General features: G+C 61.7%; 21 protein-coding genes. 16 read left to right on the top strand and 5 right to left on the bottom strand.

The window, feature by feature from the left end:
- The first annotated feature begins 366 nt into the window (after positions 1–366).
- Entirely contained in the window at positions 367–1,488 is a 1,122-nt protein-coding gene (locus RRF55_RS26410) for a ribosomal protein uL16 3-hydroxylase (RefSeq protein ID WP_064153030.1), read from the top strand.
- 47 nt (positions 1,489–1,535) lie between these two features.
- On the opposite strand, the gene kacT is transcribed toward RRF55_RS26410, so the two are convergent.
- The 4 genes from kacT to cusR form a co-directional block, all read right to left on the bottom strand.
- Positions 1,536–2,069: a type II toxin-antitoxin system toxin KacT gene (kacT, locus tag RRF55_RS26405; RefSeq protein ID WP_004178461.1), complete on the bottom strand. Its 534-nt coding sequence runs from the start codon at positions 2,067–2,069 to the stop codon at positions 1,536–1,538.
- Between the two features lie 10 nt (positions 2,070–2,079).
- On the bottom strand, positions 2,080–2,346 hold the full coding sequence (gene kacA, locus RRF55_RS26400) for a type II toxin-antitoxin system antitoxin KacA (RefSeq protein WP_002887278.1): 267 nt from the start codon (positions 2,344–2,346) through the stop codon (positions 2,080–2,082).
- Positions 2,347–2,448: 102 nt separating this feature from the next.
- Positions 2,449–3,882, bottom strand: coding sequence for a Cu(+)/Ag(+) sensor histidine kinase (locus tag RRF55_RS26395; RefSeq protein ID WP_009484674.1), 1,434 nt, complete (start codon positions 3,880–3,882; stop codon positions 2,449–2,451).
- Positions 3,872–4,555 (bottom strand): copper response regulator transcription factor CusR, encoded by a 684-nt coding sequence (cusR, locus tag RRF55_RS26390; protein WP_004214143.1) that lies wholly within the window; start codon positions 4,553–4,555, stop codon positions 3,872–3,874. Before cusR ends, RRF55_RS26395 begins: the two co-directional genes overlap by 11 nt.
- Before the next feature lie 172 nt (positions 4,556–4,727).
- Here cusR and RRF55_RS26385 point away from each other — a divergent pair, with 172 nt between their 5' ends.
- The 5 genes from RRF55_RS26385 (at position 4,728) to RRF55_RS26365 (ending at position 11,363) form a co-directional block, all read left to right on the top strand.
- Positions 4,728–6,113, top strand: coding sequence for an efflux transporter outer membrane subunit (locus tag RRF55_RS26385; RefSeq protein ID WP_064153031.1), 1,386 nt, complete (start codon positions 4,728–4,730; stop codon positions 6,111–6,113).
- 17 nt (positions 6,114–6,130) lie between these two features.
- Positions 6,131–6,475, top strand: a complete 345-nt coding sequence (gene cusF / locus RRF55_RS26380; RefSeq protein ID WP_048266266.1) for a cation efflux system protein CusF — start codon at positions 6,131–6,133, stop codon at positions 6,473–6,475.
- A 44-nt stretch (positions 6,476–6,519) separates the two neighbouring features.
- Entirely contained in the window at positions 6,520–7,782 is a 1,263-nt protein-coding gene (locus tag RRF55_RS26375; protein WP_064153032.1) for an efflux RND transporter periplasmic adaptor subunit, read from the top strand.
- A gap of 11 nt (positions 7,783–7,793) precedes the next feature.
- Positions 7,794–10,943, top strand: coding sequence for a CusA/CzcA family heavy metal efflux RND transporter (locus tag RRF55_RS26370; RefSeq protein WP_130974954.1), 3,150 nt, complete (start codon positions 7,794–7,796; stop codon positions 10,941–10,943).
- 72 nt (positions 10,944–11,015) lie between these two features.
- Positions 11,016–11,363, top strand: coding sequence for a DUF1294 domain-containing protein (locus RRF55_RS26365; protein ID WP_004177568.1), 348 nt, complete (start codon positions 11,016–11,018; stop codon positions 11,361–11,363).
- Positions 11,364–11,372: 9 nt separating this feature from the next.
- On the opposite strand, the gene RRF55_RS26360 is transcribed toward RRF55_RS26365, so the two are convergent.
- Positions 11,373–11,906 (bottom strand): lipocalin family protein, encoded by a 534-nt coding sequence (locus tag RRF55_RS26360; RefSeq protein ID WP_002887259.1) that lies wholly within the window; start codon positions 11,904–11,906, stop codon positions 11,373–11,375.
- Positions 11,907–12,022: 116 nt separating this feature from the next.
- Between RRF55_RS26360 and RRF55_RS26355 the strand changes: the two genes are divergently transcribed.
- From RRF55_RS26355 to RRF55_RS26310, 10 genes are all read left to right on the top strand, one after another.
- A complete protein-coding gene (locus RRF55_RS26355) occupies positions 12,023–12,751 on the top strand; it encodes a MerR family transcriptional regulator (RefSeq protein WP_002887258.1) in 729 nt (242 codons plus the stop codon).
- Positions 12,752–12,982: 231 nt separating this feature from the next.
- Positions 12,983–13,417, top strand: coding sequence for a nuclear transport factor 2 family protein (locus tag RRF55_RS26350; protein WP_002887256.1), 435 nt, complete (start codon positions 12,983–12,985; stop codon positions 13,415–13,417).
- Positions 13,414–14,133 (top strand): SDR family NAD(P)-dependent oxidoreductase, encoded by a 720-nt coding sequence (locus tag RRF55_RS26345; protein ID WP_064162545.1) that lies wholly within the window; start codon positions 13,414–13,416, stop codon positions 14,131–14,133. Before RRF55_RS26350 ends, RRF55_RS26345 begins: the two co-directional genes overlap by 4 nt.
- On the top strand, positions 14,130–15,389 hold the full coding sequence (locus RRF55_RS26340; protein ID WP_019724900.1) for an NAD(P)/FAD-dependent oxidoreductase: 1,260 nt from the start codon (positions 14,130–14,132) through the stop codon (positions 15,387–15,389). The genes RRF55_RS26345 and RRF55_RS26340 overlap by 4 nt, the downstream gene beginning before the upstream one ends.
- Position 15,390: 1 nt before the next feature.
- Positions 15,391–16,113, top strand: a complete 723-nt coding sequence (locus RRF55_RS26335; RefSeq protein ID WP_004177578.1) for a DUF1365 domain-containing protein — start codon at positions 15,391–15,393, stop codon at positions 16,111–16,113.
- Entirely contained in the window at positions 16,110–17,330 is a 1,221-nt protein-coding gene (locus RRF55_RS26330) for an SAM-dependent methyltransferase (RefSeq protein WP_064153037.1), read from the top strand. Before RRF55_RS26335 ends, RRF55_RS26330 begins: the two co-directional genes overlap by 4 nt.
- Positions 17,327–17,812, top strand: a complete 486-nt coding sequence (locus RRF55_RS26325; protein WP_009309837.1) for a DUF2878 domain-containing protein — start codon at positions 17,327–17,329, stop codon at positions 17,810–17,812. The genes RRF55_RS26330 and RRF55_RS26325 overlap by 4 nt, the downstream gene beginning before the upstream one ends.
- Entirely contained in the window at positions 17,809–18,333 is a 525-nt protein-coding gene (locus tag RRF55_RS26320) for a hypothetical protein (RefSeq protein ID WP_004894585.1), read from the top strand. Before RRF55_RS26325 ends, RRF55_RS26320 begins: the two co-directional genes overlap by 4 nt.
- A complete protein-coding gene (locus tag RRF55_RS26315) occupies positions 18,330–18,881 on the top strand; it encodes a DUF3833 domain-containing protein (protein WP_048977655.1) in 552 nt (183 codons plus the stop codon). Before RRF55_RS26320 ends, RRF55_RS26315 begins: the two co-directional genes overlap by 4 nt.
- A complete protein-coding gene (locus RRF55_RS26310; protein ID WP_023343042.1) occupies positions 18,878–19,837 on the top strand; it encodes a YbgA family protein in 960 nt (319 codons plus the stop codon). Before RRF55_RS26315 ends, RRF55_RS26310 begins: the two co-directional genes overlap by 4 nt.
- The last annotated feature ends 352 nt before the right edge of the window (positions 19,838–20,189 follow it).

Genomic DNA, 20,189 nt, shown 5'->3' with positions numbered 1-20,189 from the left:
TTTTCTCTGCAACCGAACCGGCTGTTTGTGTGAAGTGATTCACATCCGCCGTGTCAGTGGGAGCGCATTATAGGGAGTTCGCCGGAAGTAGCAAGCGTTAAAATAGAAAAATCTTATCGACCGCTCATTATTTGAACTTTTCGCGAATTCATCTTCTTACCATTAAAGGCGCAATCCCAGTGTTCATGCGGCCTGCAGCGCAATTTACGCTAAGATCGGTTTTTGGCAAAAATGTGATTTTTCTCTCTTACCCAACGCCATTATCGCGCCGATGGTGAATTAAGCACCACTCTTGACCCACGACAATGCGCCCGCCCGGCCCTCATTTCTATAATCAGGCCCGTTTCTTCTTACTGGTAATAATCGATGGCTTATCAACTCAACATTAACTGGCCCGAGTTTTTAGAAAAATACTGGCAGAAACAGCCGGTGGTATTAAAAAACGCGTTTCCGGACTTCGTCGACCCGATTACTCCGGACGAGCTGGCCGGATTAGCCATGGAGCCGGAAGTCGACAGCCGGCTGGTCAGCCTGAAAAACGGCAAATGGCAGGCCAGCAATGGTCCTTTTGAACATTTCGACGGGCTGGGCGAAACCGGTTGGTCCCTGCTGGCCCAGGCGGTAAACCACTGGCATATGCCTGCCGCCGAGCTGGTGCGTCCGTTCCGCGTACTGCCGGACTGGCGCCTGGACGACCTGATGATCTCCTTCTCCGTCCCCGGCGGCGGTGTCGGCCCGCATATCGATCAGTATGACGTCTTTATTATTCAGGGCATGGGCAGCCGCCGGTGGCGCGTGGGTGACAAGCTGCCGATGCGTCAGTTCTGTCCGCATCCGGCACTGCTGCACGTCGATCCGTTCCCACCGATCATTGATGAAGATCTGCAGCCGGGCGACATCCTCTATATTCCACCGGGATTCCCGCACGACGGCATAACCCACGAAACCGCCCTGAACTACTCCGTCGGCTTCCGCGGGCCAAACGGCCGCGACCTGATCAGCAGCTTCGCCGACTATGTGCTGGAGAACGATCTCGGCGGCGAGCACTACAGCGATCCGGACCTCACCTGCCGCGAGCATCCGGGCCGGGTTGAAGAGTATGAACTCGAACGTCTGCGCACCATGATGATCGATATGATTCGCCAGCCGGAAGACTTCAAGCAGTGGTTCGGCAGTTTCGTCACCACCCCGCGTCACGAGCTGGATATTGCGCCGGCAGAACCACCGTATGAAGAAGAGGAAGTGCTCGATGCGCTGCTGGATGGTGAAAAGCTTTCCCGCCTGAGCGGCCTGCGCGTTCTGCATATCGGCGACAGCTTCTTCGTGCATAGCGAACAACTCGACACCACCGATGCCGAAGCGCTGGATGCGCTGTGTCGCTATACCTCATTAGGCCAGGAAGAGCTCGGCAGCGGCCTGCAGAATCCGGCGTTCGTGAGCGAACTGACGCGGCTGATTAATCAGGGCTACTGGTACTTCGAAGAGTAAGAGAGTCGCGATACTGCGGGCAGCCGCCTGGCGCTGCCCGGTTTCTTTTATGACTCATCGTCAGTAAAGAGCTGTTCAATCGATTTGGTCGGATAAAACAGTAAGTTACTATTTTCATCCACGAGCTGTATAAACCCCAGACGAAGATAGAATGCTTTAGCCTTCTCATTAAGGGCTTCAACAAACAATCCGTAGATGCCAACGGCTTTAGACGCTCCCCACACCACTCGCATCGCATGGGCAACCAACATCTCTCCCCAGCCCTGCCCCTGAACAGATTTATCAATGGCCAGCCGCCCGAGGGTTACGCTTGGCGCATTTTGATACGGGATTTTCTTTTGCTGAGTTTTAGACGGCAACATGCCTCGCTCGAAACAACTCCCCGATAAGGTGTAATAACCCAGCAACCTGGGAACGGTATCCCCGGAGACCAGCGCATAACCCCTTAAGATTTGTCCATCGTGCTGCCGCTTGAGGTGCTCTTTTAAAAACGTATTCAGCGCTTCCTCGCCGCAATCAAATCCAGTGATATCGTAGCTGAACGCATCGGCAATCATCTCAATCGTCAGTTGCTGCTCCATTAGCTCTACCTTACCTGGTTTGTAGACGCTTCGCTGCACGTTTCAGTCGATCATTCGGGGCTGGCGGTTGGGTAATCGCCTCCATCACCAGGCTCCATGATTGCTCATTGAGGACCATTCTGCGGTGCTGCTCAATCACTTCCGCAGCACGTTCTGAGGCACTGGCAACCACAAACTGGGTAATCGTCTGATTCGAAATTGCCGCAGCTTCCTCGATGATGCTCTTATCATCATCGGTTAATCTCAAATCTATACGCTGCTTTTTAAGTGCGGGCATACGTTATCTCCGGCCTGTTGCAAACTTCATGTACGGTTATTTTCCGTACATTTAATATAGCGACAGAAAGCCACATACTCAACTATCACTCGCGGATTGCGCCTATTTCGGCAACACCACAATAAACCGCGTCGAGCGCAGATCGGACTGTGCCGCCACGCTGCCGTGGTGGGCTCCGACAATCGATTTCACAATCGCCAGGCCGATGCCGCTGCCCTCCCCTTTGCGCTGGCGCGAGGGGTCGACGCGATAGAATCGGTCAAACAGGCGCGGCAGATGCTCGGCGGCAATCGGCGTACCGGGGTTCTCCACCACCAGGCGTACCGTCTCCGCGCTTTCGCTCAACTGGATGGTCACCGCCTGGCCGGCCGGCGTGTAGCGGATCGCATTCGACAGCAGGTTGCTGATTGCCCGCCGCAGCATCAGCGGATCGCCCGTCACCCGGCAGGGGCTACCGACAAAGCGCAGCGCCACCGCCTTCTCTTCCGCCCACGCCTCGAAAAACTCAAACACCTTATGCACTTCATCGGCCAGATCCAGCGCCTGTTGCTCAGGGATCAGCTGGTTATTATCCGCCTGGGCGAGGAACAACATATCACTGACCATCCGCGACATCCGCGAGAACTCTTCGAGATTGGAATACAACACCTCTTCCAGCTCCTGCTGGCTGCGGCTCTGGCTTAAGGCGATTTCAGTTTGCGTCACCAGGTTAGTGATCGGCGTGCGGATTTCATGGGCGATATCGGCGGAGAAGTTGGACTGGCGGGTAAAGACATCCTCTATGCGCTCCAGCATATGGTTAAACGACAGCGCCAGCCGCTCCAGCTCGACAGGCACCGCCTGCGGGTCAAGGCGCACATCGAGATCCCGCGAGGTAATATTCTGGATCTGGCGACTGATCTGGCGGATCGGCTTATGCCCCTGGTAGACCACAAACAGCACGATGGCGATGATCAGCAAACTGATTATCGACGCCGCGGAGATCAGCTTCGCTTTCAGCTCATTAATATAGTGCAGGTGAAAATCGATGGATAAGGCCATCAGCAGGTGGTACGCCGGTTTACCGTCCGCCTGCTTGCCCAGCGGCAGCATGATCAACCGCCAGGCGCGGGTCTCCAGTGGATGATTATCGTGCGCCATTGCCCGCGGCTGCGGGTCGGTCCATGAAATCACATTCCCGTCGCGGAGCTGCATCGCCAGCCCCGGCGTACTCAGCATATGGCTGAGATCCGGCCCGTTGGGCGACTGGAAGAGAATATTGCCCTGGTCATCGTCCAGGCAGATGAAGACGTTGGCGTAGCCCGCAATGATATTCCTCACGATCTCCAGCCGTCGCGCCGGCGGGTAGTCAGCGTGGTCGAGGACCGTCTCCAGGGTGGTGCTGAGCTGCCTGAGATCGTGAACGTCGCGCTCTTCAAAGTGGGCCTTCACCGAATGGATCATGATCCAGGTGAAGGCGAAGAAGGCAATGACGGTGGCGAGGCTAATAAAGAAGGTCAGCCGGGTGGCCAGGGAAAAGGGGCGCTTAGCGGCCATCCGGCACCTCAAGCATATAGCCGACGCCGCGCACGGTCTGGATCAGCTTCGGCTCGAAGTCGTTATCAATTTTGGCGCGCAGCCGCTTCACCGCCACGTCAATGGCGTTAGTGTCGCTGTCGAAGTTCATATCCCACACCTGCGAGGCAATTAACGACCGCGGCAGCACCTCGCCCTGATGACGCAGGAAGAACTCCAGCAGCGTGAATTCCTTACTGGTCAGGGTGATGCGGGTGGCACCGCGCGTCACCTTGCGGCTGACCAAATCGACGCTGAGATCGGCCGCCTGAAACTGGCTTTCGACGATGACCGCCGCCCCGCGGCGCAGCAGAGTACGCACCCGCGCCAGCAGCTCCGCAAAGGCGAACGGTTTTACCAGATAGTCGTCAGCGCCCAACTCCAGCCCCTTCACCCGATGCTCAATGGTGCCCAACGCGGTAAGCAGCAGGATCGGCATGCCTTTCCCGGCGGTGCGCAGCATGCGCACGATATCCCAACCGTTCACATCCGGCAGCATGATGTCGAGGATCAGCAGATCGTAATCGCTGGTCATCGCCAGGTGATAGCCGTTGAGGCCGTTATCGGCCAGGTCGACGACGAAGCCGGCCTCGGTGAGCCCTTTGGTCAGGTACTCTCCGGTTTTCTTCTCATCTTCGACAATCAAAATCTTCACGGCAGGCTCCTTCACGCGCGCTTTGTGCGGGTATTCAATTTTAGAGGAGCGCCTCCGGATAGCAATGAAATATCAGGAAAATGACAACTTTGTCATTTTCCCGTCACGCCCTGAACAGAGCCCGCTACGTAAAGTAGCCGCCATGGATAAATCGTCGAAACCGTCTGCCGCCATGCGTTCAATACAGCTACTTACCCTCAGCGTGATATTTGCCTTAACCGGCTGTCTGTCGCTCGCTCCGGACTACCAGCGCCCTATCGCGCCGGTGCCGCAGCAGTTCTCTCTCAGCCAGAACAAGCTGGTTACTGCAACAGCGGGCTACCAGGAGACCGGCTGGCGCACCTTTTTCGTCGACCCGCAGGTGAAAAGCCTGATTAGCACCGCGCTGACCAACAACCGCGATCTACGGATGGCGACGTTGAAAGTGCAGGAAGCCCGCGCCCAGTACCGGGTAACCGACGCCGACCGCTACCCACAGCTTAACGGTGACGGCAGCACCACCTATGGCGGCAAGCTCAAAGGCGACACCACCACCAGCAGCGATTATGCCGCCGGCTTAAACCTCAGCTATGACCTCGATTTCTTTGGCCGGCTGAAAAACCTTAGCGAGGCCGACCGACAGAACTTCTTCGCCAGCGAAGAGGCACGGCGCGCAGTGCATATCCTGTTGATTGCTAACGTTTCACAAAGCTACTTCAACCAGCGGCTGGCGGCAGCGCAGCTGCAGGTGGCCAACGATACCTTACAGAACTATCAGCAGTCTTACGCCTTCGTTGAAAAACAGCTGCTGACCGGGAGCACCACCGTGCTGGCGCTGGAGCAGGCGCGCGGCATGATCGAAAGCACCCGCGCCGATATCGCCAAACGGCAGGGCCAGCTGGCGCAGGCCAATAACGCCCTGCAACTGCTGCTCGGCAGCTATCAACATCTGCCGGACGATAGCGCCAGCAGCGCCGTGGACCTGCAAGGCGTAACCCTGCCGCCATCGCTCTCCTCAGCGATCCTGCTGCAGCGGCCGGATATTCTGGAAGCCGAACACAGACTGCAAGCGGCCAACGCCAACATCGGCGCCGCGCGGGCGGCCTTCTTCCCGTCGATCACCCTGACCAGCTCGCTCTCCGGCAGCAGCAGCGAGCTCTCCAGCCTGTTTAACGCCGGCGGCGCGATGTGGAACTTTATCCCCAAAATTGAACTGCCAATTTTCAACGCCGGGCGTAATCAGGCCAACCTCGATCTGGCGGAAATCCGCCAGCAGCAGCAGGTGGTCAACTATGAACAAAAAATACAGTCCGCCTTTAAAGAGGTGGCCGACGCGCTGGCCCAGCGCCAAAGCCTGGCCGATCAAATTGCCGCGCAGGAGCGCTATCTCGCTTCACTAAATATCACCCTGCAGCGCGCCACTGCGCTCTATCGCCACGGCGCGGTCAGCTATATCGAAGTCCTGAGCGCCCAGCGCGATATTTTCACCACCCGACAAACCCTGCTGGAACTCAACTATTCCCGTCAGGCTAATGAAATCACCCTGTTCACCGCCCTCGGCGGCGGCTGGATGGAATAACCCAAGGAGTCTTGATGATGAATTCACTATCTCAAATAACCCTGTTCACCCTGCTCTCTGGCGCGGTGTTCGCCGCCCAGGCCGCCGACCCGCACGCCGGTATGGTGATGCACGAGCAGCCCGCCGCCGCGCAGGCGCAAAGCATCCGCGGCAAAGGCGTCATTAAAGCTATTGATATGGATAACAAAAAAATCACTATCGCCCACGAGGCCATCCCGGCGGTGAACTGGCCGCCGATGACCATGCGCTTCACCATCACCCCGCAGACGCAGCTCAACAATGTGAAGGATGGCGACAGCGTGGACTTCACCTTCGTTCAGCAGGGCAACCTGTCGCTGCTGCAGGATATCCGCGCCCAATAACGGCCCGGCGACGGTAGGCCCCTCAACAACTGAATGGACGACACATGGCATCCCTGACACTGAAAAATACGGCGCTGATCCTCGGCAGCATGCTGATTGGCGGCGCGCTTACCGCGGCGCTGTACGCCCGATGGGCACCGACCCAATCTGCCGCTCCGGCGGCCGAGCAGCAGCGTAAAGTGCTGTTCTGGTACGACCCGATGTACCCGAACACCCGCTTCGATAAACCGGGTAAATCGCCGTTTATGGATATGGATCTGGTGCCGAAATACGCCGATGAGGAGCATGCCGCCGCCGGTGCGCCGGGGGTGCGTATCGACCCGACGCAGACCCAGAATCTTGGGGTGAAAACCGCCGCCGTCACCCGCGGGCCGCTGCGCTACGCCCAGACCTTCCCGGCCAACATCAGCTATAACGAGTACCAGTATGTGATTATGCAGGCGCGGGCGGCGGGCTTTATCAATAAAGTCTATCCGTTGACCGTCGGCGACAAAGTCAAGCAAGGCACGCCGCTGCTCGAGCTGACCATCCCCGACTGGGTGGAAGCGCAGAGCGAATATCTGCTATTGCAGGAGACCGGGGGCACCGCTACGCAGGTCGAGGGGATCCTCGAGCGTCTACGTCTCGCCGGAATGCCGGATGACGATATCCGCCGCCTGAAAGCCACGCGTAAAATCCAGACCCGCTTTACTCTCAAAGCACCGATCGATGGCGTTATTACCGCCTTCGATCTGCGCGCCGGAATGAACATCGCCAAAGATAACGTGGTGGCGAAAATTCAGGGCATGGATCCGGTGTGGGTCAGCGTGGCGGTCCCGGAATCCATCGCCTGGCTGATTAAAGACGCCTCGCAGTTCAGCATTCAGGTTCCCGCCTGGCCGGGCAAAACCTTCCGCATCAGCAAATGGACCCTTCTCCCCAGCGTCGATAGCGCCACCCGCACCCTGCAGCTGCGCCTGCAGGTCAACAACCCGGATGAAGCGCTGAAGCCGGGGATGAACGCCTACCTGCAGCTGACCAGCGAAAGCGCCCCGATGCTGCTGATCCCCTCCAAAGCGCTGATCGACAGCGGCAGCGAGCAGCGAGTGATTACCGTGGATAACGAGGGCCGCTTCGTGCCGAAAATCGTGCAGGTATTCCATGAGTCCAATGGCGTCACGGCCATTCGCAGCGGGCTGCAGGAGGGTGAGAAAGTCGTCGCCAGCGGCCTGTTCCTGATCGACTCGGAGGCCAATATCGCCGGCGCGCTGGAGCGCATGCGCGCGCAGGCCCCTGATGCCGCGGCCTCTGCCGCCCACGCGCACTAAGGAACGGAACCATGATTGAATGGATTATCCGCCGCTCGGTGGCCAACCGCTTCCTGGTGATGATGGCGGCGCTGTTTCTCAGCATCTGGGGAACCTGGACCATCATCCACACCCCGGTAGACGCCCTGCCGGATCTCTCCGACGTACAGGTGATCGTCAAAAGCCGCTATCCGGGGCAGGCGCCGCAGATCGTCGAAAACCAGGTCACCTGGCCGCTGACCACCACCATGCTGCCAGTCCCCGGCGCCAAAACGGTTCGCGGCTTCTCGCAGTTTGGCGACTCCTACGTATACGTGATTTTTGAAGACGGCACCGATCCTTACTGGGCGCGCTCGCGGGTGCTGGAGTATCTCAACCAGGTGCAGGGCAAACTTCCCGCCGGGGTCAGCGCCGAAATGGGCCCGGACGCCACCGGCGTCGGCTGGGTCTTCGAATACGCGCTGGTCGACCGTAGCGGCAAACACGACCTTGCCGAACTGCGCTCGTTGCAGGACTGGTTCTTAAAATATGAGCTGAAAACCATTCCTAACGTCTCGGAAGTGGCGTCGGTGGGCGGCGTGGTCAAGGAGTACCAGATTGTCGTCGACCCGATGAAGCTGACCCAGTACGGCATCAGCCTCGGCGAGGTGAAATCGGCGCTGGACGCCTCTAACCAGGAGGCGGGCGGCTCTTCCGTCGAACTGGCGGAAGCCGAATATATGGTGCGCGCCAGCGGATACCTGCAGACGCTCGACGACTTCAAAAATATCGTGCTGAAAACCGGGGATAACGGCGTGCCGGTCTATCTCGGCGACGTCGCGCGGGTGCAGATTGGCCCGGAGATGCGCCGCGGTATCGCCGAGCTTAACGGCGAGGGCGAAGTGGCCGGCGGCGTGGTGATCCTGCGCTCCGGCAAGAACGCCCGCGAGGTGATCTCGGCGGTCAAAGAGAAGCTGGCGTCGCTGCAAAGCAGCCTGCCGGAAGGGGTGGAAGTGGTCACCACCTACGACCGCAGCCAGCTTATCGACCGCGCCATCGACAACCTCAGCTACAAGCTGCTGGAAGAGTTTATCGTCGTCGCCCTGGTCTGCGCCCTGTTCCTGTGGCACGTGCGCTCGGCGCTGGTGGCGATTATCTCGCTACCGCTCGGCCTGTGCTTCGCCTTTATCATGATGCATTTCCAGGGGCTCAACGCCAACATCATGTCGCTGGGTGGGATCGCCATTGCGGTGGGGGCGATGGTCGATGCCGCCATCGTGATGATTGAGAACGCCCATAAGCGGCTGGAGGAGTGGGAGCATCAGCACCCGGGAGAGAAGCTCAGCAACGACACACGCTGGAAAATCATTACCGAGGCCTCGGTGGAGGTCGGCCCGGCGCTGTTTATCAGCCTGCTGATCATCACCCTGTCGTTTATCCCGATTTTCACCCTCGAAGGCCAGGAGGGCAAACTGTTCGGCCCGCTGGCCTTCACCAAAACCTGGTCGATGGCCGGGGCGGCGCTGCTGGCGATCGTGGCGATCCCGATCCTGATGGGCTTCTGGATCCGCGGCAGGATCCCAGCGGAGAACAGCAATCCGCTGAATCGCTTTTTGATCCGCATTTATCACCCGCTGCTGCTGAAGGTCCTGCACTGGCCGAAGACTACCCTGCTGATTGCGCTCCTGTCGATCCTGACGGTTGTCTGGCCGCTTAACCGGGTCGGCGGCGAGTTTCTGCCACAGATCAACGAGGGCGATCTGCTGTATATGCCGTCCACGCTGCCGGGGATCTCCGCTGCGCAGGCGGCGGATATGCTGCAGAAAACCGATAAGCTGATCATGACGGTGCCGGAAGTGGCAAGGGTGTTCGGCAAAACCGGCAAGGCCGAAACCGCCACCGACTCGGCGCCGCTGGAGATGGTGGAGACCACCATTCAGCTCAAGCCGCAGGATCAATGGCGACCGGGGATGACCATGGAGAAGATCGTCGAGGAGCTGGATAAAACCGTGCGCCTGCCGGGACTGGCGAACCTGTGGGTGCCGCCGATCCGCAACCGCATCGACATGCTCTCCACCGGCATCAAGAGCCCGATCGGCATTAAAGTTTCCGGCACCAACCTGGCCGATATCGACGCCATCGCCGGGCAAATTGAAGTGGTGGCGCGCAGCGTGCCGGGAGTCACTTCGGCATTAGCCGAGCGGCTGGTCGGCGGGCGCTACCTCAACATTGATATTCAGCGCGAGAAGGCGGCCCGCTACGGGATGACCGTCGGCGACGTGCAGTTGTTCGTCTCGTCCGCCATCGGCGGGGCGATGGTTGGCGAAACAGTGGAGGGCGTCGAGCGCTATCCGATCAACATCCGCTACCCGCAGAGCTATCGCGACAGCCCGGAGACCCTGCGCCAGCTGCCGATCCTCACGCCGCTGAAGCAACAGATTGTCCTCGGCGACGTGGCTGAGGTGAAAGTGGTCACCGGACCATCCATGCTGAAGACCGAGAACGCCCGCCCGACCAGTTGGATCTACATCGACGCCCGCGACCGCGACATGGTGTCGGTAGTGCACGATCTGCAGCAGGCCATCGGCAAGGAGGTGAAGCTGAAGCCGGGCATCAGTGTGTCCTACTCCGGGCAGTTTGAGCTGCTGGAGCGCGCCAATCAGAAGCTGAAGCTGATGGTGCCGATGACGCTAATGATTATCTTCGTGCTGCTGTATCTGGCGTTCCGCCGCGTCGGCGAAGCGCTGCTGATTATCACCAGCGTGCCGTTCGCCCTTGTGGGCGGGATCTGGTTCCTCTACTGGATGGGGTTCCATCTGTCGGTGGCCACCGGTACCGGCTTTATCGCCCTCGCCGGGGTGGCGGCGGAGTTTGGCGTGGTGATGCTGATGTACCTGCGCCACGCCATCGAGGCGGAGCCATCGCTGGAGAATCCGCAGACTTTCAGCGTCGATAAGCTCGACGAGGCGCTGTACCAGGGCGCAGTGCTGCGCGTGCGGCCGAAGGCGATGACCGTGGCGGTGATTATCGCCGGCCTGCTGCCGATTTTATGGGGCACCGGCGCCGGTTCGGAAGTCATGAGCCGTATCGCCGCGCCGATGATTGGCGGGATGATCACCGCCCCGCTGCTGTCGCTGTTTATCATTCCGGCGGCATATAAGCTGATGTGGCTGTCCCGGCATCGGGGCAAGCGTAGCCAATAGCCCGCCGCGTTTACGCCGGTCCGGGAAATTGGCTATAGTGGCGCCATTCTTCTGGCCGGCGTGAACGTCCCTATGAATCTGAACCTGGTATGTTATTCCCTGCTGCTGCTCACCGCCGTGGGCAGCGCCCTGCTGCCCTACCCGCTGGCGATGTGGTTTTTACTGAGCAGCCTTCTGACATGGCTTATCTATGGCGCCGACAAGCTGGCGGCGCGCAAAGCCTGGCGCCGGGTGCCGGAAACCACGCTGCTGGTGCTGGGCCTGGCGGGAGGCTGGCCGGGGGCCATCCTCGGCCAGCAGTGCTTTCGCCATAAAACGCAAAAGCAGCCCTTCCGGACGCGGTTTTTCATCAGCGTAGCGCTCAACGTGGCAGCGCTGGCCGGGCTGTACGTGGTTTATACCCATCTGCTCAGCCGCTAAGCGGCGAGGCTAGCGCGGCGTCTGGCGGATCCACACCAGGCGATCGACGTCAAAGCCCAGCTCGCGCGCGGTATTCAGGTAATCCTGCTTCACCGCCGCCGGAATGGTGGGGGTTCGCGACAGGATCCACAGATAGTCGCGGTTGGGGCCGCTGACCAGCGCGTACTGGTAGTCGTCGTCCAGGCGGATCACGTTATAGCCGCCGTAGAATGGCCCGAAGAACGACACCTTCAGCGCCGCGGTGGTGGGGGCGCCGGTGAAATAGGCTTTCCCGTCGCTCTCATTCCAGCGTTTTTTGACCGGGTCATAACCGCGGTTGACGACGCTGATCCCTCCGTCGCTGCGAGCGCCGTAGGTGGCGGTCACCTGCTCCAGGCCTCGCTCGAAGCGATTCTCCAGGCGGGCGACCTCATACCATTTTCCAAGGTACCGGCTGGCGTCAAACCCGCTAATCGGCTGAACGCCCTTCGGCGGCGTGGGCGATTTGCAGGCCACCAGGGTTAACGCGATAGCGACGCCGGTGACAACAGGCCATAGCTTCATGAGAACTCCTTTCATTTACGCGGTTGGGGAAAGTGTAGTGCAAAGCCACTACACTTCACGCCAGCCGTCGTGATTCGTAGTATATTGAGAATATTCTTTGTTAACAGGTGGCCTCCATGCCTTACTCCATCGGCGAATTTGCCCGACTATGCGGGATAAATGCGACCACGCTTCGCGCCTGGCAGCGCCGCTACGGCCTGCTTAAGCCGCTGCGCACCGATGGTGGACACCGTCTGTACAGCGATGACGACGTCCAGCAGGCACTGAAGATCCTCGACTGGGTGAAAAAAGGGGTGCCGGTCAGCCAGGTGAAACCCCTGCTGTCGCGCCCCGGCGCGCGGCGCACCAATAACTGGCTGACGCTGCAGGAGACCATGCTGCAGCGGCTGAAAGAGGGAAAAATCGAGTCTCTGCGCCAGCTGATCTACGACGCCGGGCGCGAATATCCGCGCCAGGAGCTGGTAACCGAGGTGCTGCGTCCGCTGCGCAGCCAGGTCTCCGCCAACGTGCCGGCCATCATGACGCTGCGCGAAATTCTCGACGGCATCATCATCGCCTATACCTCGTTTTGCCTCGAAGGCGACAAGAAGGCGCCCGGGGACAACTTTCTGATCACCGGCTGGCACCTGACCGACGCCTGCGAAATCTGGCTTGAGGCGCTCAAACGTACCGGCCAGGGCCATCGCATCGACGTCCTGCCGGTGCCTCCCGCCGCCCTGGCGCCGGAGATTTTCCCCCAGCGCAACTGGCTGCTGGTTACCAGCGGCAAACTTTCCGCCGCCCGCCAGAGGCAGGTCGAACTCTGGCAGCAGCAGGTCGTCTCCCTCGAGGTGATCCCGCTCTAACCCCCTGTTTTAACCTACATCCCCTCTCTGAGACGCCAGCGCCCGGTGGCGCGGCGGGCTCACGCTTGCCCTTTGCGCCACCCGCGATTTTCACTCCTTAAAACACCAATCATAACAACATGATTTTTAAAACAAATAAAATATATTCTTCTACAAACTTGGACAAATAATTTTATTTGTGTAAGTTTTAAGTATGCCATTACGCTACCGTATCTAGCCAGGATGTGATCCATGAGCACCTCGCCGTCCGTGATTCGTCGTTTCGTTGAGTACTACGCCGGGCTGGATGCACAGCCGCCCGCGGCGCTGGCCACGCTGTACCATCCGGACGCGACGCTGAGCGATCCTTTTGGTCAGCATCAGGGGCTGTTCGCCATTCAGCGCTACTTTACCCATCTGCTGGCCAACGTGGAGCAGTGCCGGTTCACCATCGACACGCCGCTTTGCGACGGCCAGCGGTTCGCCGTGACCTGGACCATGCACTGGTCGCATCCGCGCATTGCCGGTGGAGAAACCCTGGCCCTGCCGGGCTGCTCGGTGGTGGACATCGCCGGTGAGCAGGTTCTCCATCAGCGCGACTACTACGACGCCGGGGAGATGATCTACGAGCATCTTCCCCTGCTGGGCTGGGCGGTACGCGGCGTGAAGCGGAGGGTGCGCTCATGATGACGGTGCTCATCACCGGCGCCAGCTCCGGGATCGGCGCCGGCCTGGCGAAATCCTTCGCGGCGGATGGCCATCTGGTCATCGCCTGCGGGCGCGATGCGTCGCGCCTGGCAGCGCTCCAGCAGCTCAGCCCCAACATCAGCGTACGCCTGTTCGATATGACAGACAGGGACGCCTGTCGCCAGGCGCTGACGGGCTGTTTTGCCGACCTGATCATTCTCTGCGCCGGGACCTGCGAATACCTCGACCACGGACAGGTGGATGCCGCCCTCGTGGAGCGGGTGATGGCCACCAACTTCCTCGGGCCGGTGAACTGCCTGGCAGCGCTGCAGACGCAGCTGGAGGCAGGCGATCGGGTGGTGCTGGTCAGCTCCATGGCGCACTGGCTGCCCTTCCCGCGCGCGGAAGCCTATGGCGCCTCCAAGGCGGCGCTGACCTGGTTTGCTAACAGCCTGCGTCTGGACTGGGAGTCGAAAGGGGTCGCCGTCACGGTGGTCTCTCCGGGCTTCGTCGACACCCCGCTGACGCGCAAAAACGACTTCGCCATGCCCGGTCGGGTGAGCGTGGATCGGGCGGTGGCGGCGATCCGCCACGGTCTGGCGAAGGGCAAAAACCACATCGCCTTCCCCACCGGCTTCAGCCTGGCCCTGCGGCTGCTGGCCAGCCTGCCATCGGGTATCCAGCGCCTGCTGTTGCGCAGGATGGTGCGCTCATGAACATCGCCATCATCGGCAGCGGCATCGCCGGGCTGACCTGCGCCTGGCGACTGGCCGGACACCATCAGGTAACGCTGTTCGAAGCGGGCGCCACGCCGGGCGGCCACACCGCCACCGTGGATGTCGCCACGCCGCAGGGCACCTGGGCCATCGATACCGGATTTATCGTCTACAACGATCGCACCTATCCGCGCTTTATGGGCCTGCTCAGCGAGCTGGGGATCGGCGGGCAAAAAACGCAGATGAGCTTCTCGGTCCACAACCCGGCCAGCGGCCTGGAATACAACGGCCACAGCCTGACCTCGCTTTTCGCCCAGCGGCGCAATCTGCTGAAGCCGGCCTTCTGGGGACTGCTGAGCGAGATCGTCCGCTTCAACCGCCTGGCGAAACTGGCGCTGACCGAGGCGCTGGATCCAGGCGCGACGCTGGAGAGCTTCCTCACCCGCCACCGCTTCAGCCCCTTCTTCGCCCGCCACTATATTCTGCCGATGGGGGCGGCCATCTGGTCGTCGTCGCTGCAGGAGATGCGCCGCTTCCCGCTGCCGCTGTTTTTGCGCTTCTTTGAAAACCACGGTCTGCTGGATATTCGCGATCGCCCGCAATGGTACGTGGTGCCCGGCGGTTCCCGGGAATACGTTCGCGCCCTGCTCGCCAGGCTCGGCGATCGCCTGGACCTGCGGCTCAACGCGCCGGTGCAGCAGGTGGACCGCCACCCGGCGGGGGTCACCCTGCGGCTGGCGTCCGGGGAGGCGCATTTTGACCAGGTGATCTTCGCCTGCCACTCCGCGCAGGCCCTGGCGATGCTGGCGGCGCCCACCGATTCCGAACGAGAAGTCCTCGGGGACATCGGCTGGCAGCGTAACGAGGTGGTGCTGCACAGCGATCCGCGCTGGCTGCCGGAGCGCCAGCGCGCCTGGGCCAGCTGGAACTATCGCCTGAGCGACGGGGATCGGGCCCGGGCCTGCGTCACCTACAACATGAATATTCTCCAGGGGCTGCCCGCGGGCGCGCCGCTGTTCTGCGTCACCCTGAACCCGGACGCGCCGGTGGACGATCGCTACGTCTGGCAGCGCTTCGTCTATGAGCATCCGTTGTTTAACCCGCAAAGCTGGTCGGCCCAGCTGCGGCGCGAAGAGATTAACGGCCAGCAGCGGAGCTGGTACTGCGGGGCCTACTGGTACAACGGCTTTCATGAGGATGGGGTGCGCAGCGCGCTCGACGTGGTGCAGGGCATCGCCGCGGCGGAGGGCCACTGAAATGAACAGCTGCCTCTATCAGGGCGTCCTGCGCCACCGTCGCCTGCAGCCGAAGGCGCACCACTTCGTCTACCGCCTGTTTATGGCCTGGCTCGACCTCGACGAACTGGACAAGCTGCCTGAGGCGGGCATCCGCCGCAACCGCCTGGCCGCCGCCGCCTGGTACGACGCCGATTATCCGCTGGGCGCGCCGCTGAAGGCCCAGGCGCTGAACCGGCTGGAGAGCCTGACCGGCTGCCGCCCGGCGGGCCGCGTGATGCTCCTGACCCAGCTGCGCTACTTCGGCTTCCATTTTAATCCGGTCAACTTTTACTACTGCTATGACGAGGCCGACACCCTGCGCTGGGTGCTGGCCGAAGTGCGCAACACGCCGTGGAATGAGCGTCATTACTACGCGGTGGACGGCCAGCAGGCACGCCCGCTGGAGAAAGCCTTTCACGTTTCGCCGTTTAACCCGATGGACATGGTCTATCACTGGCGCTTCAACGCGCCCGGCAAAACGCTGCACATGCATATTGAAAACCATCAGGCCAGCAAGGTGTTTGACGCCACCCTGGCCCTGAGCCGCGTGCCGTTGACCCGCGCCAACCTGCGCGGGCTGCTGCTGCGTCTGCCGCTGATGACCCTGAAAACCGTCCTCGCCATCTACTGGCAGGCGCTGCGGCTGTGGCTGAAGCGCGTGCCGCTGTATAACCATCCTGTCAGCAGGAGTGAACGCTCATGACCGATCCCGTCTTTGCGCTTGAACCAGATGTGCCGCGCAACGTGCGGCTCGCGCGCTGGCTGCTCTTTCGTCTGTTGAGCGGCCTCCGCGAAGGCTCGCTCACCGTGCGCGAAGGGGCGCAGACGTTTCATTTTGGCGACCCCGCCGCCGCGCTGCGCGCCGAGGCGCGGGTCTGCGCGCCGGAGGTGTACTGGCGTCTGCTGACCGGCGGCAGCCTGGCGGCGGCCGAGGCTTGGATGGACGGCGACTGGGAGAGCCACCAGCTGACGGCGCTGCTGCAGATCCTTGCGCGCAACGGCGAGGTGCTGGGGCGTCTGGAGCGCGGCTTTCGTCTGCTGGGCAAGCCCGTCGCCCGCCTGCGCCACTGGACCCGCCGCAACACCCGCGCCCAGGCGCGGGAGAACATCGCCGCCCATTACGACCTCGGCAACGAATTTTATGCCTACTTTCTGGATGACGACCTGCTCTACTCCAGCGCGCTGTTTACCGACGACCAGCAGGATCTGACCCAGGCCCAGCGGGCCAAGATGGCGCGCCTGTGCGACCAGCTGGCGCTCACTCCCGGCGATCATCTGCTGGAGATTGGCACCGGCTGGGGGGCGCTGGCCGAGTACGCCGCCCGCCATTACGGCTGCCGGGTCACCACCACCACCCTTTCCCGGGAGCAGCACCGCTGGGCTACCGAGCGCATGGCCCGCGCCGGGCTGCAGGATCGCGTCGAAGTGCTGCTCTGCGACTACCGCGATCTGCGCGGCGAGTACGACAAACTGGTGTCGGTGGAGATGATTGAGGCGGTGGGCCAGCGCTACCTCCCGGCCTTCTTCCGCACCTGCCAGGCGCGCCTGCGCCCGGGCGGCAGAATGGCCCTGCAGGCGATCACCATCCAGGATCAGCGCTATCGCGACTACAGCAAAAGCGTCGATTTTATCCAGCGCTACATCTTCCCCGGCGGCTTTTTGCCCAGCATCACCGCAATGAGCGAGCTGATGACCCGCCATACCGATTTTGTGGTGCGCAACCTGTTCGACATGGGCCCGGACTACGCCCGCACCCTGGCCCACTGGCGGCAGCGTTTTACCCACGCCTGGCAGGATATTGAAAAGCTCGGCTTTGATGAGCGTTTCCGCCGGATGTGGCTCTACTACTTCGGCTACTGCGAAGCCGGATTTAACGCCCGCACCATCAGCGTGGTGCAGCTCACCGCGGAGCGGGTATGACACGCCCGGCGCAGCACTTGCTGATGGCCCTCGCGTTCGATGTTTACTGGACGCTGGTGGTGATGTTGCGCGAGCGCGGTCTGCTGATCTGGCTGACGCTGGCCATTTTCGCCTGGCTGCGGTTGCCGGCGGCCAGTCGTCCGCCCGCCCTGCTGTTGGCCGCGGCGGGCTGCGGCCTGGACGCCTGCTGGGCGCTGGCGGGGCTGATCGATTTTCGCGGCGACAGCCTGCTGCCCCTGTGGATGGTGGCCCTGTGGCTGATGTTCGCCGTCGTCTGGACCCGACTGACCCGCACCGCGACGCTTCCCGGCTGGGTGCTGGCCACGGCGGCGACCCTCGGCGGCCCGGTGGCCTACCTGATCGGCGCTCGCCTCGGAGCCATGACCCTGCTGGTGCCGATGGCGCTTGCCGTGGCCGCCATGGCCTGCGGCTGGCTGGTGCTCATGCTGTTATTCCATCTGGGGATGGGGAGGCGAAAATGAGATTCGCGCTGTTACTGCTATGGCTGACCGCCCTCGCCCCGGCGGCCCACGCCGCCGACTGGCTGACGTGGCGCCGCGTCGGCGAGGCGACCCTCACCTGGGGGCCGTTCACCGTCTATCACTCGCAGCTGCGTACGCCCAATGGCCGGTATGACGGCCCGCAGCAGGATCGGGCGCTGATCATCACCTACCGGCGCGACATCGATCGCGAGGCGCTGGTGGAGGCCACCCGCGACCAGTGGCAGGCGCAGGGCATTCTGCAGCAGGAACCGCGCAGCGAAGCCTGGCTACGCATGCTGCAGGGGATCTGGCCGGACGTCGCGCCGGGCAGCCAGCTGGCGTTCGTGGTCCGCGGCGGCGAGGGGCAGTTCTGGTACCGCGCCAGCGCCGCGCAGACCGCCTTTACCCCGCTCGGCCCGCGCCAGTCGGCGGCGTTCAGCACCCGCTTTCTCGCCATCTGGCTCGATCCGCGCACCACTTATCCCGAACTGCGTCAGCAGTTGATCGGAGGTACACCATGAAACGCATTCTGACCCTTGGCCTGGCGCTGCTGATGCTGATCCTCGCCGGCTGCAGCACCGAGGTCACGGAGTACCGGCAGCAGCAGCCCGCCCTCGACATCTTTCACTATTTTCAGGGGCGAACCGAGGCGTGGGGGATGGTGCAGGATCGCAGCGGCAAGCAGCTGCGCCGCTTCCATGTTGAGATCGATGGCGACGTCGTCGGCGACACCCTGACCCTCCATGAGCGCTTTGTCTATGACGACGGCGAGAAGCAGCAGCGGATATGGCGCATTCGCCGCACCGGCGATAACCGTTATCAGGGCACCGCCGGGGATATCGAAGGCGTGGCCAGCGGCCAGGCGGCAGGCAATGCCTTTCACTGGCGCTACAGCATGAACGTCGAGGCCAGCGGCAGCCGGTGGCTGCTGCACTTTGACGACTGGATGTTCCTGCAGGACGACAGCCATTTATTTAACAAAACCGAGATGAAGAAATTCGGCATTACGGTCGCCACCGTGACCCTTTTCTTTACCCGAACCACAGCAGAAGAGAGGACAGCGCCATGAACACGCAACCTGTCATTGGGATCAGCGGATGTTTAACCGGCTCAGCCGTGCGATTCGACGGCGGGCATAAGCGTATGGGCTTTGTGATGGATGAGCTCGCGCAGTGGGTGGCGTTTAAGCCCGTCTGCCCGGAGATGGCGATCGGCCTGCCCGTACCCCGCCCGGCGCTCCGCCTGGTGCAGACTCCGGTCGGGGAGATCCGCATGCGCTTCAGCCACGCCCCGCATGAGGATGTGACGGAGAAGATGGCTGATTTCGCCAACGCCCACCTGGCAACCCTGGGCGAGCTGTCGGGCTTTATCGTCTGCGCCAAATCGCCGAGCTGCGGGATGGAGCGCGTGCGGTTGTATGACGAAAAAGGCAATCGCGGGCGTAAGGAAGGCGTGGGGCTGTTTACCGGCGCCCTGATGGCGCGCTACCCATGGCTGCCGGTGGAAGAGGATGGCCGGCTGCACGATCCGCTGCTGCGGGAGAATTTTGTCGAGCGCGTTTTCGCCCTGCATGAACTCAACGCCCTGCGCGCCCGCGGCCTGACCCGTCACGGCCTGCTGGCCTTTCACAGCCGCTACAAGCTGCAGCTGCTGGCTCACCACCAGGCGGGCTACCGGGAGATCGGCCCGTTCGTCGCCTCGCTGCATGAATGGGAGGATCTGGAGGCGTTCTTCGAGGTTTACCGCGAGAAGCTGATGGCGATCCTCAAGCAGCCCGCCTCGCGGAAAAACCACACCAACGTGCTGATGCATATTCAGGGTTATTTCCGCGACCAGCTGAACAGCCGCCAGCGCGGCGAGCTGCGGGAGGTGATCCTCAACTATCGCGCCGGGCTGCTGCCGATCCTCGCCCCGCTGACGCTGCTTAAGCACTATCTGGCCGAGTATCCGGATCGCTACCTGCAGGCGCAGAACTATTTTGACCCCTACCCGCAGGATCTGGCCCTGCGCCTGACGGTGAACTGAGGGAGTTGGCCTGAACCAGCTGCCCGGCGGCGCTGCGCTTGCCGGGCCTACGGGGGGAACCCGCAGGAAGGAACGTAGGCCGGATAAGGCATTTATGCCGCCATCCGGCACTATCGCAGGTATGGAGCCTGATCGCCCGGCGGCGCTGCGCTTGCCGGTCCTGGGGGGGAGCCCGCAGGAAGGAACGCAGGCCGGATAAGGCATTTATGCCGCCATCCGGCACTACCGCAGGTATGGAGCCTGACCGCCCGGCGGCGCTGCGCTTGCCGGTCCTGGGGGGGAGCCCGCAGGTAGGAGCGTAGGCCGGATAAGGCATGTATGCCGCCATCCGGCATAAATGGAGCGCACCAGT

It is taken from the genome of Klebsiella sp. K47 (genome assembly GCF_051858335.1).
GTDB lineage: Bacteria > Pseudomonadota > Gammaproteobacteria > Enterobacterales > Enterobacteriaceae > Klebsiella > Klebsiella pneumoniae.
This window is presented reverse-complemented; position numbering and strand designations above follow the sequence as displayed.

Excerpts from the sequence above, each read along its gene's own strand:
- RRF55_RS26410 (WP_064153030.1), top strand. The coding sequence starts at position 367 with ATGGCTTATCAACTCAACATTAACTGGCCCGAGTTTTTAGAAAAATAC.
- kacT (WP_004178461.1), bottom strand. The coding sequence starts at position 2,069 with ATGGAGCAGCAACTGACGATTGAGATGATTGCCGATGCGTTCAGCTAC.
- kacA (WP_002887278.1), bottom strand. The coding sequence starts at position 2,346 with ATGCCCGCACTTAAAAAGCAGCGTATAGATTTGAGATTAACCGATGAT.
- RRF55_RS26395 (WP_009484674.1), bottom strand. The coding sequence starts at position 3,882 with ATGGCCGCTAAGCGCCCCTTTTCCCTGGCCACCCGGCTGACCTTCTTT.
- RRF55_RS26385 (WP_064153031.1), top strand. The coding sequence starts at position 4,728 with ATGCGTTCAATACAGCTACTTACCCTCAGCGTGATATTTGCCTTAACC.
- cusF (WP_048266266.1), top strand. The coding sequence starts at position 6,131 with ATGAATTCACTATCTCAAATAACCCTGTTCACCCTGCTCTCTGGCGCG.
- RRF55_RS26375 (WP_064153032.1), top strand. The coding sequence starts at position 6,520 with ATGGCATCCCTGACACTGAAAAATACGGCGCTGATCCTCGGCAGCATG.
- RRF55_RS26370 (WP_130974954.1), top strand. The coding sequence starts at position 7,794 with ATGATTGAATGGATTATCCGCCGCTCGGTGGCCAACCGCTTCCTGGTG.
- RRF55_RS26365 (WP_004177568.1), top strand. The coding sequence starts at position 11,016 with ATGAATCTGAACCTGGTATGTTATTCCCTGCTGCTGCTCACCGCCGTG.
- RRF55_RS26360 (WP_002887259.1), bottom strand. The coding sequence starts at position 11,906 with ATGAAGCTATGGCCTGTTGTCACCGGCGTCGCTATCGCGTTAACCCTG.
- RRF55_RS26355 (WP_002887258.1), top strand. The coding sequence starts at position 12,023 with ATGCCTTACTCCATCGGCGAATTTGCCCGACTATGCGGGATAAATGCG.
- RRF55_RS26350 (WP_002887256.1), top strand. The coding sequence starts at position 12,983 with ATGAGCACCTCGCCGTCCGTGATTCGTCGTTTCGTTGAGTACTACGCC.
- RRF55_RS26345 (WP_064162545.1), top strand. The coding sequence starts at position 13,414 with ATGATGACGGTGCTCATCACCGGCGCCAGCTCCGGGATCGGCGCCGGC.
- RRF55_RS26340 (WP_019724900.1), top strand. The coding sequence starts at position 14,130 with ATGAACATCGCCATCATCGGCAGCGGCATCGCCGGGCTGACCTGCGCC.
- RRF55_RS26335 (WP_004177578.1), top strand. The coding sequence starts at position 15,391 with ATGAACAGCTGCCTCTATCAGGGCGTCCTGCGCCACCGTCGCCTGCAG.
- RRF55_RS26330 (WP_064153037.1), top strand. The coding sequence starts at position 16,110 with ATGACCGATCCCGTCTTTGCGCTTGAACCAGATGTGCCGCGCAACGTG.
- RRF55_RS26325 (WP_009309837.1), top strand. The coding sequence starts at position 17,327 with ATGACACGCCCGGCGCAGCACTTGCTGATGGCCCTCGCGTTCGATGTT.
- RRF55_RS26320 (WP_004894585.1), top strand. The coding sequence starts at position 17,809 with ATGAGATTCGCGCTGTTACTGCTATGGCTGACCGCCCTCGCCCCGGCG.
- RRF55_RS26315 (WP_048977655.1), top strand. The coding sequence starts at position 18,330 with ATGAAACGCATTCTGACCCTTGGCCTGGCGCTGCTGATGCTGATCCTC.
- RRF55_RS26310 (WP_023343042.1), top strand. The coding sequence starts at position 18,878 with ATGAACACGCAACCTGTCATTGGGATCAGCGGATGTTTAACCGGCTCA.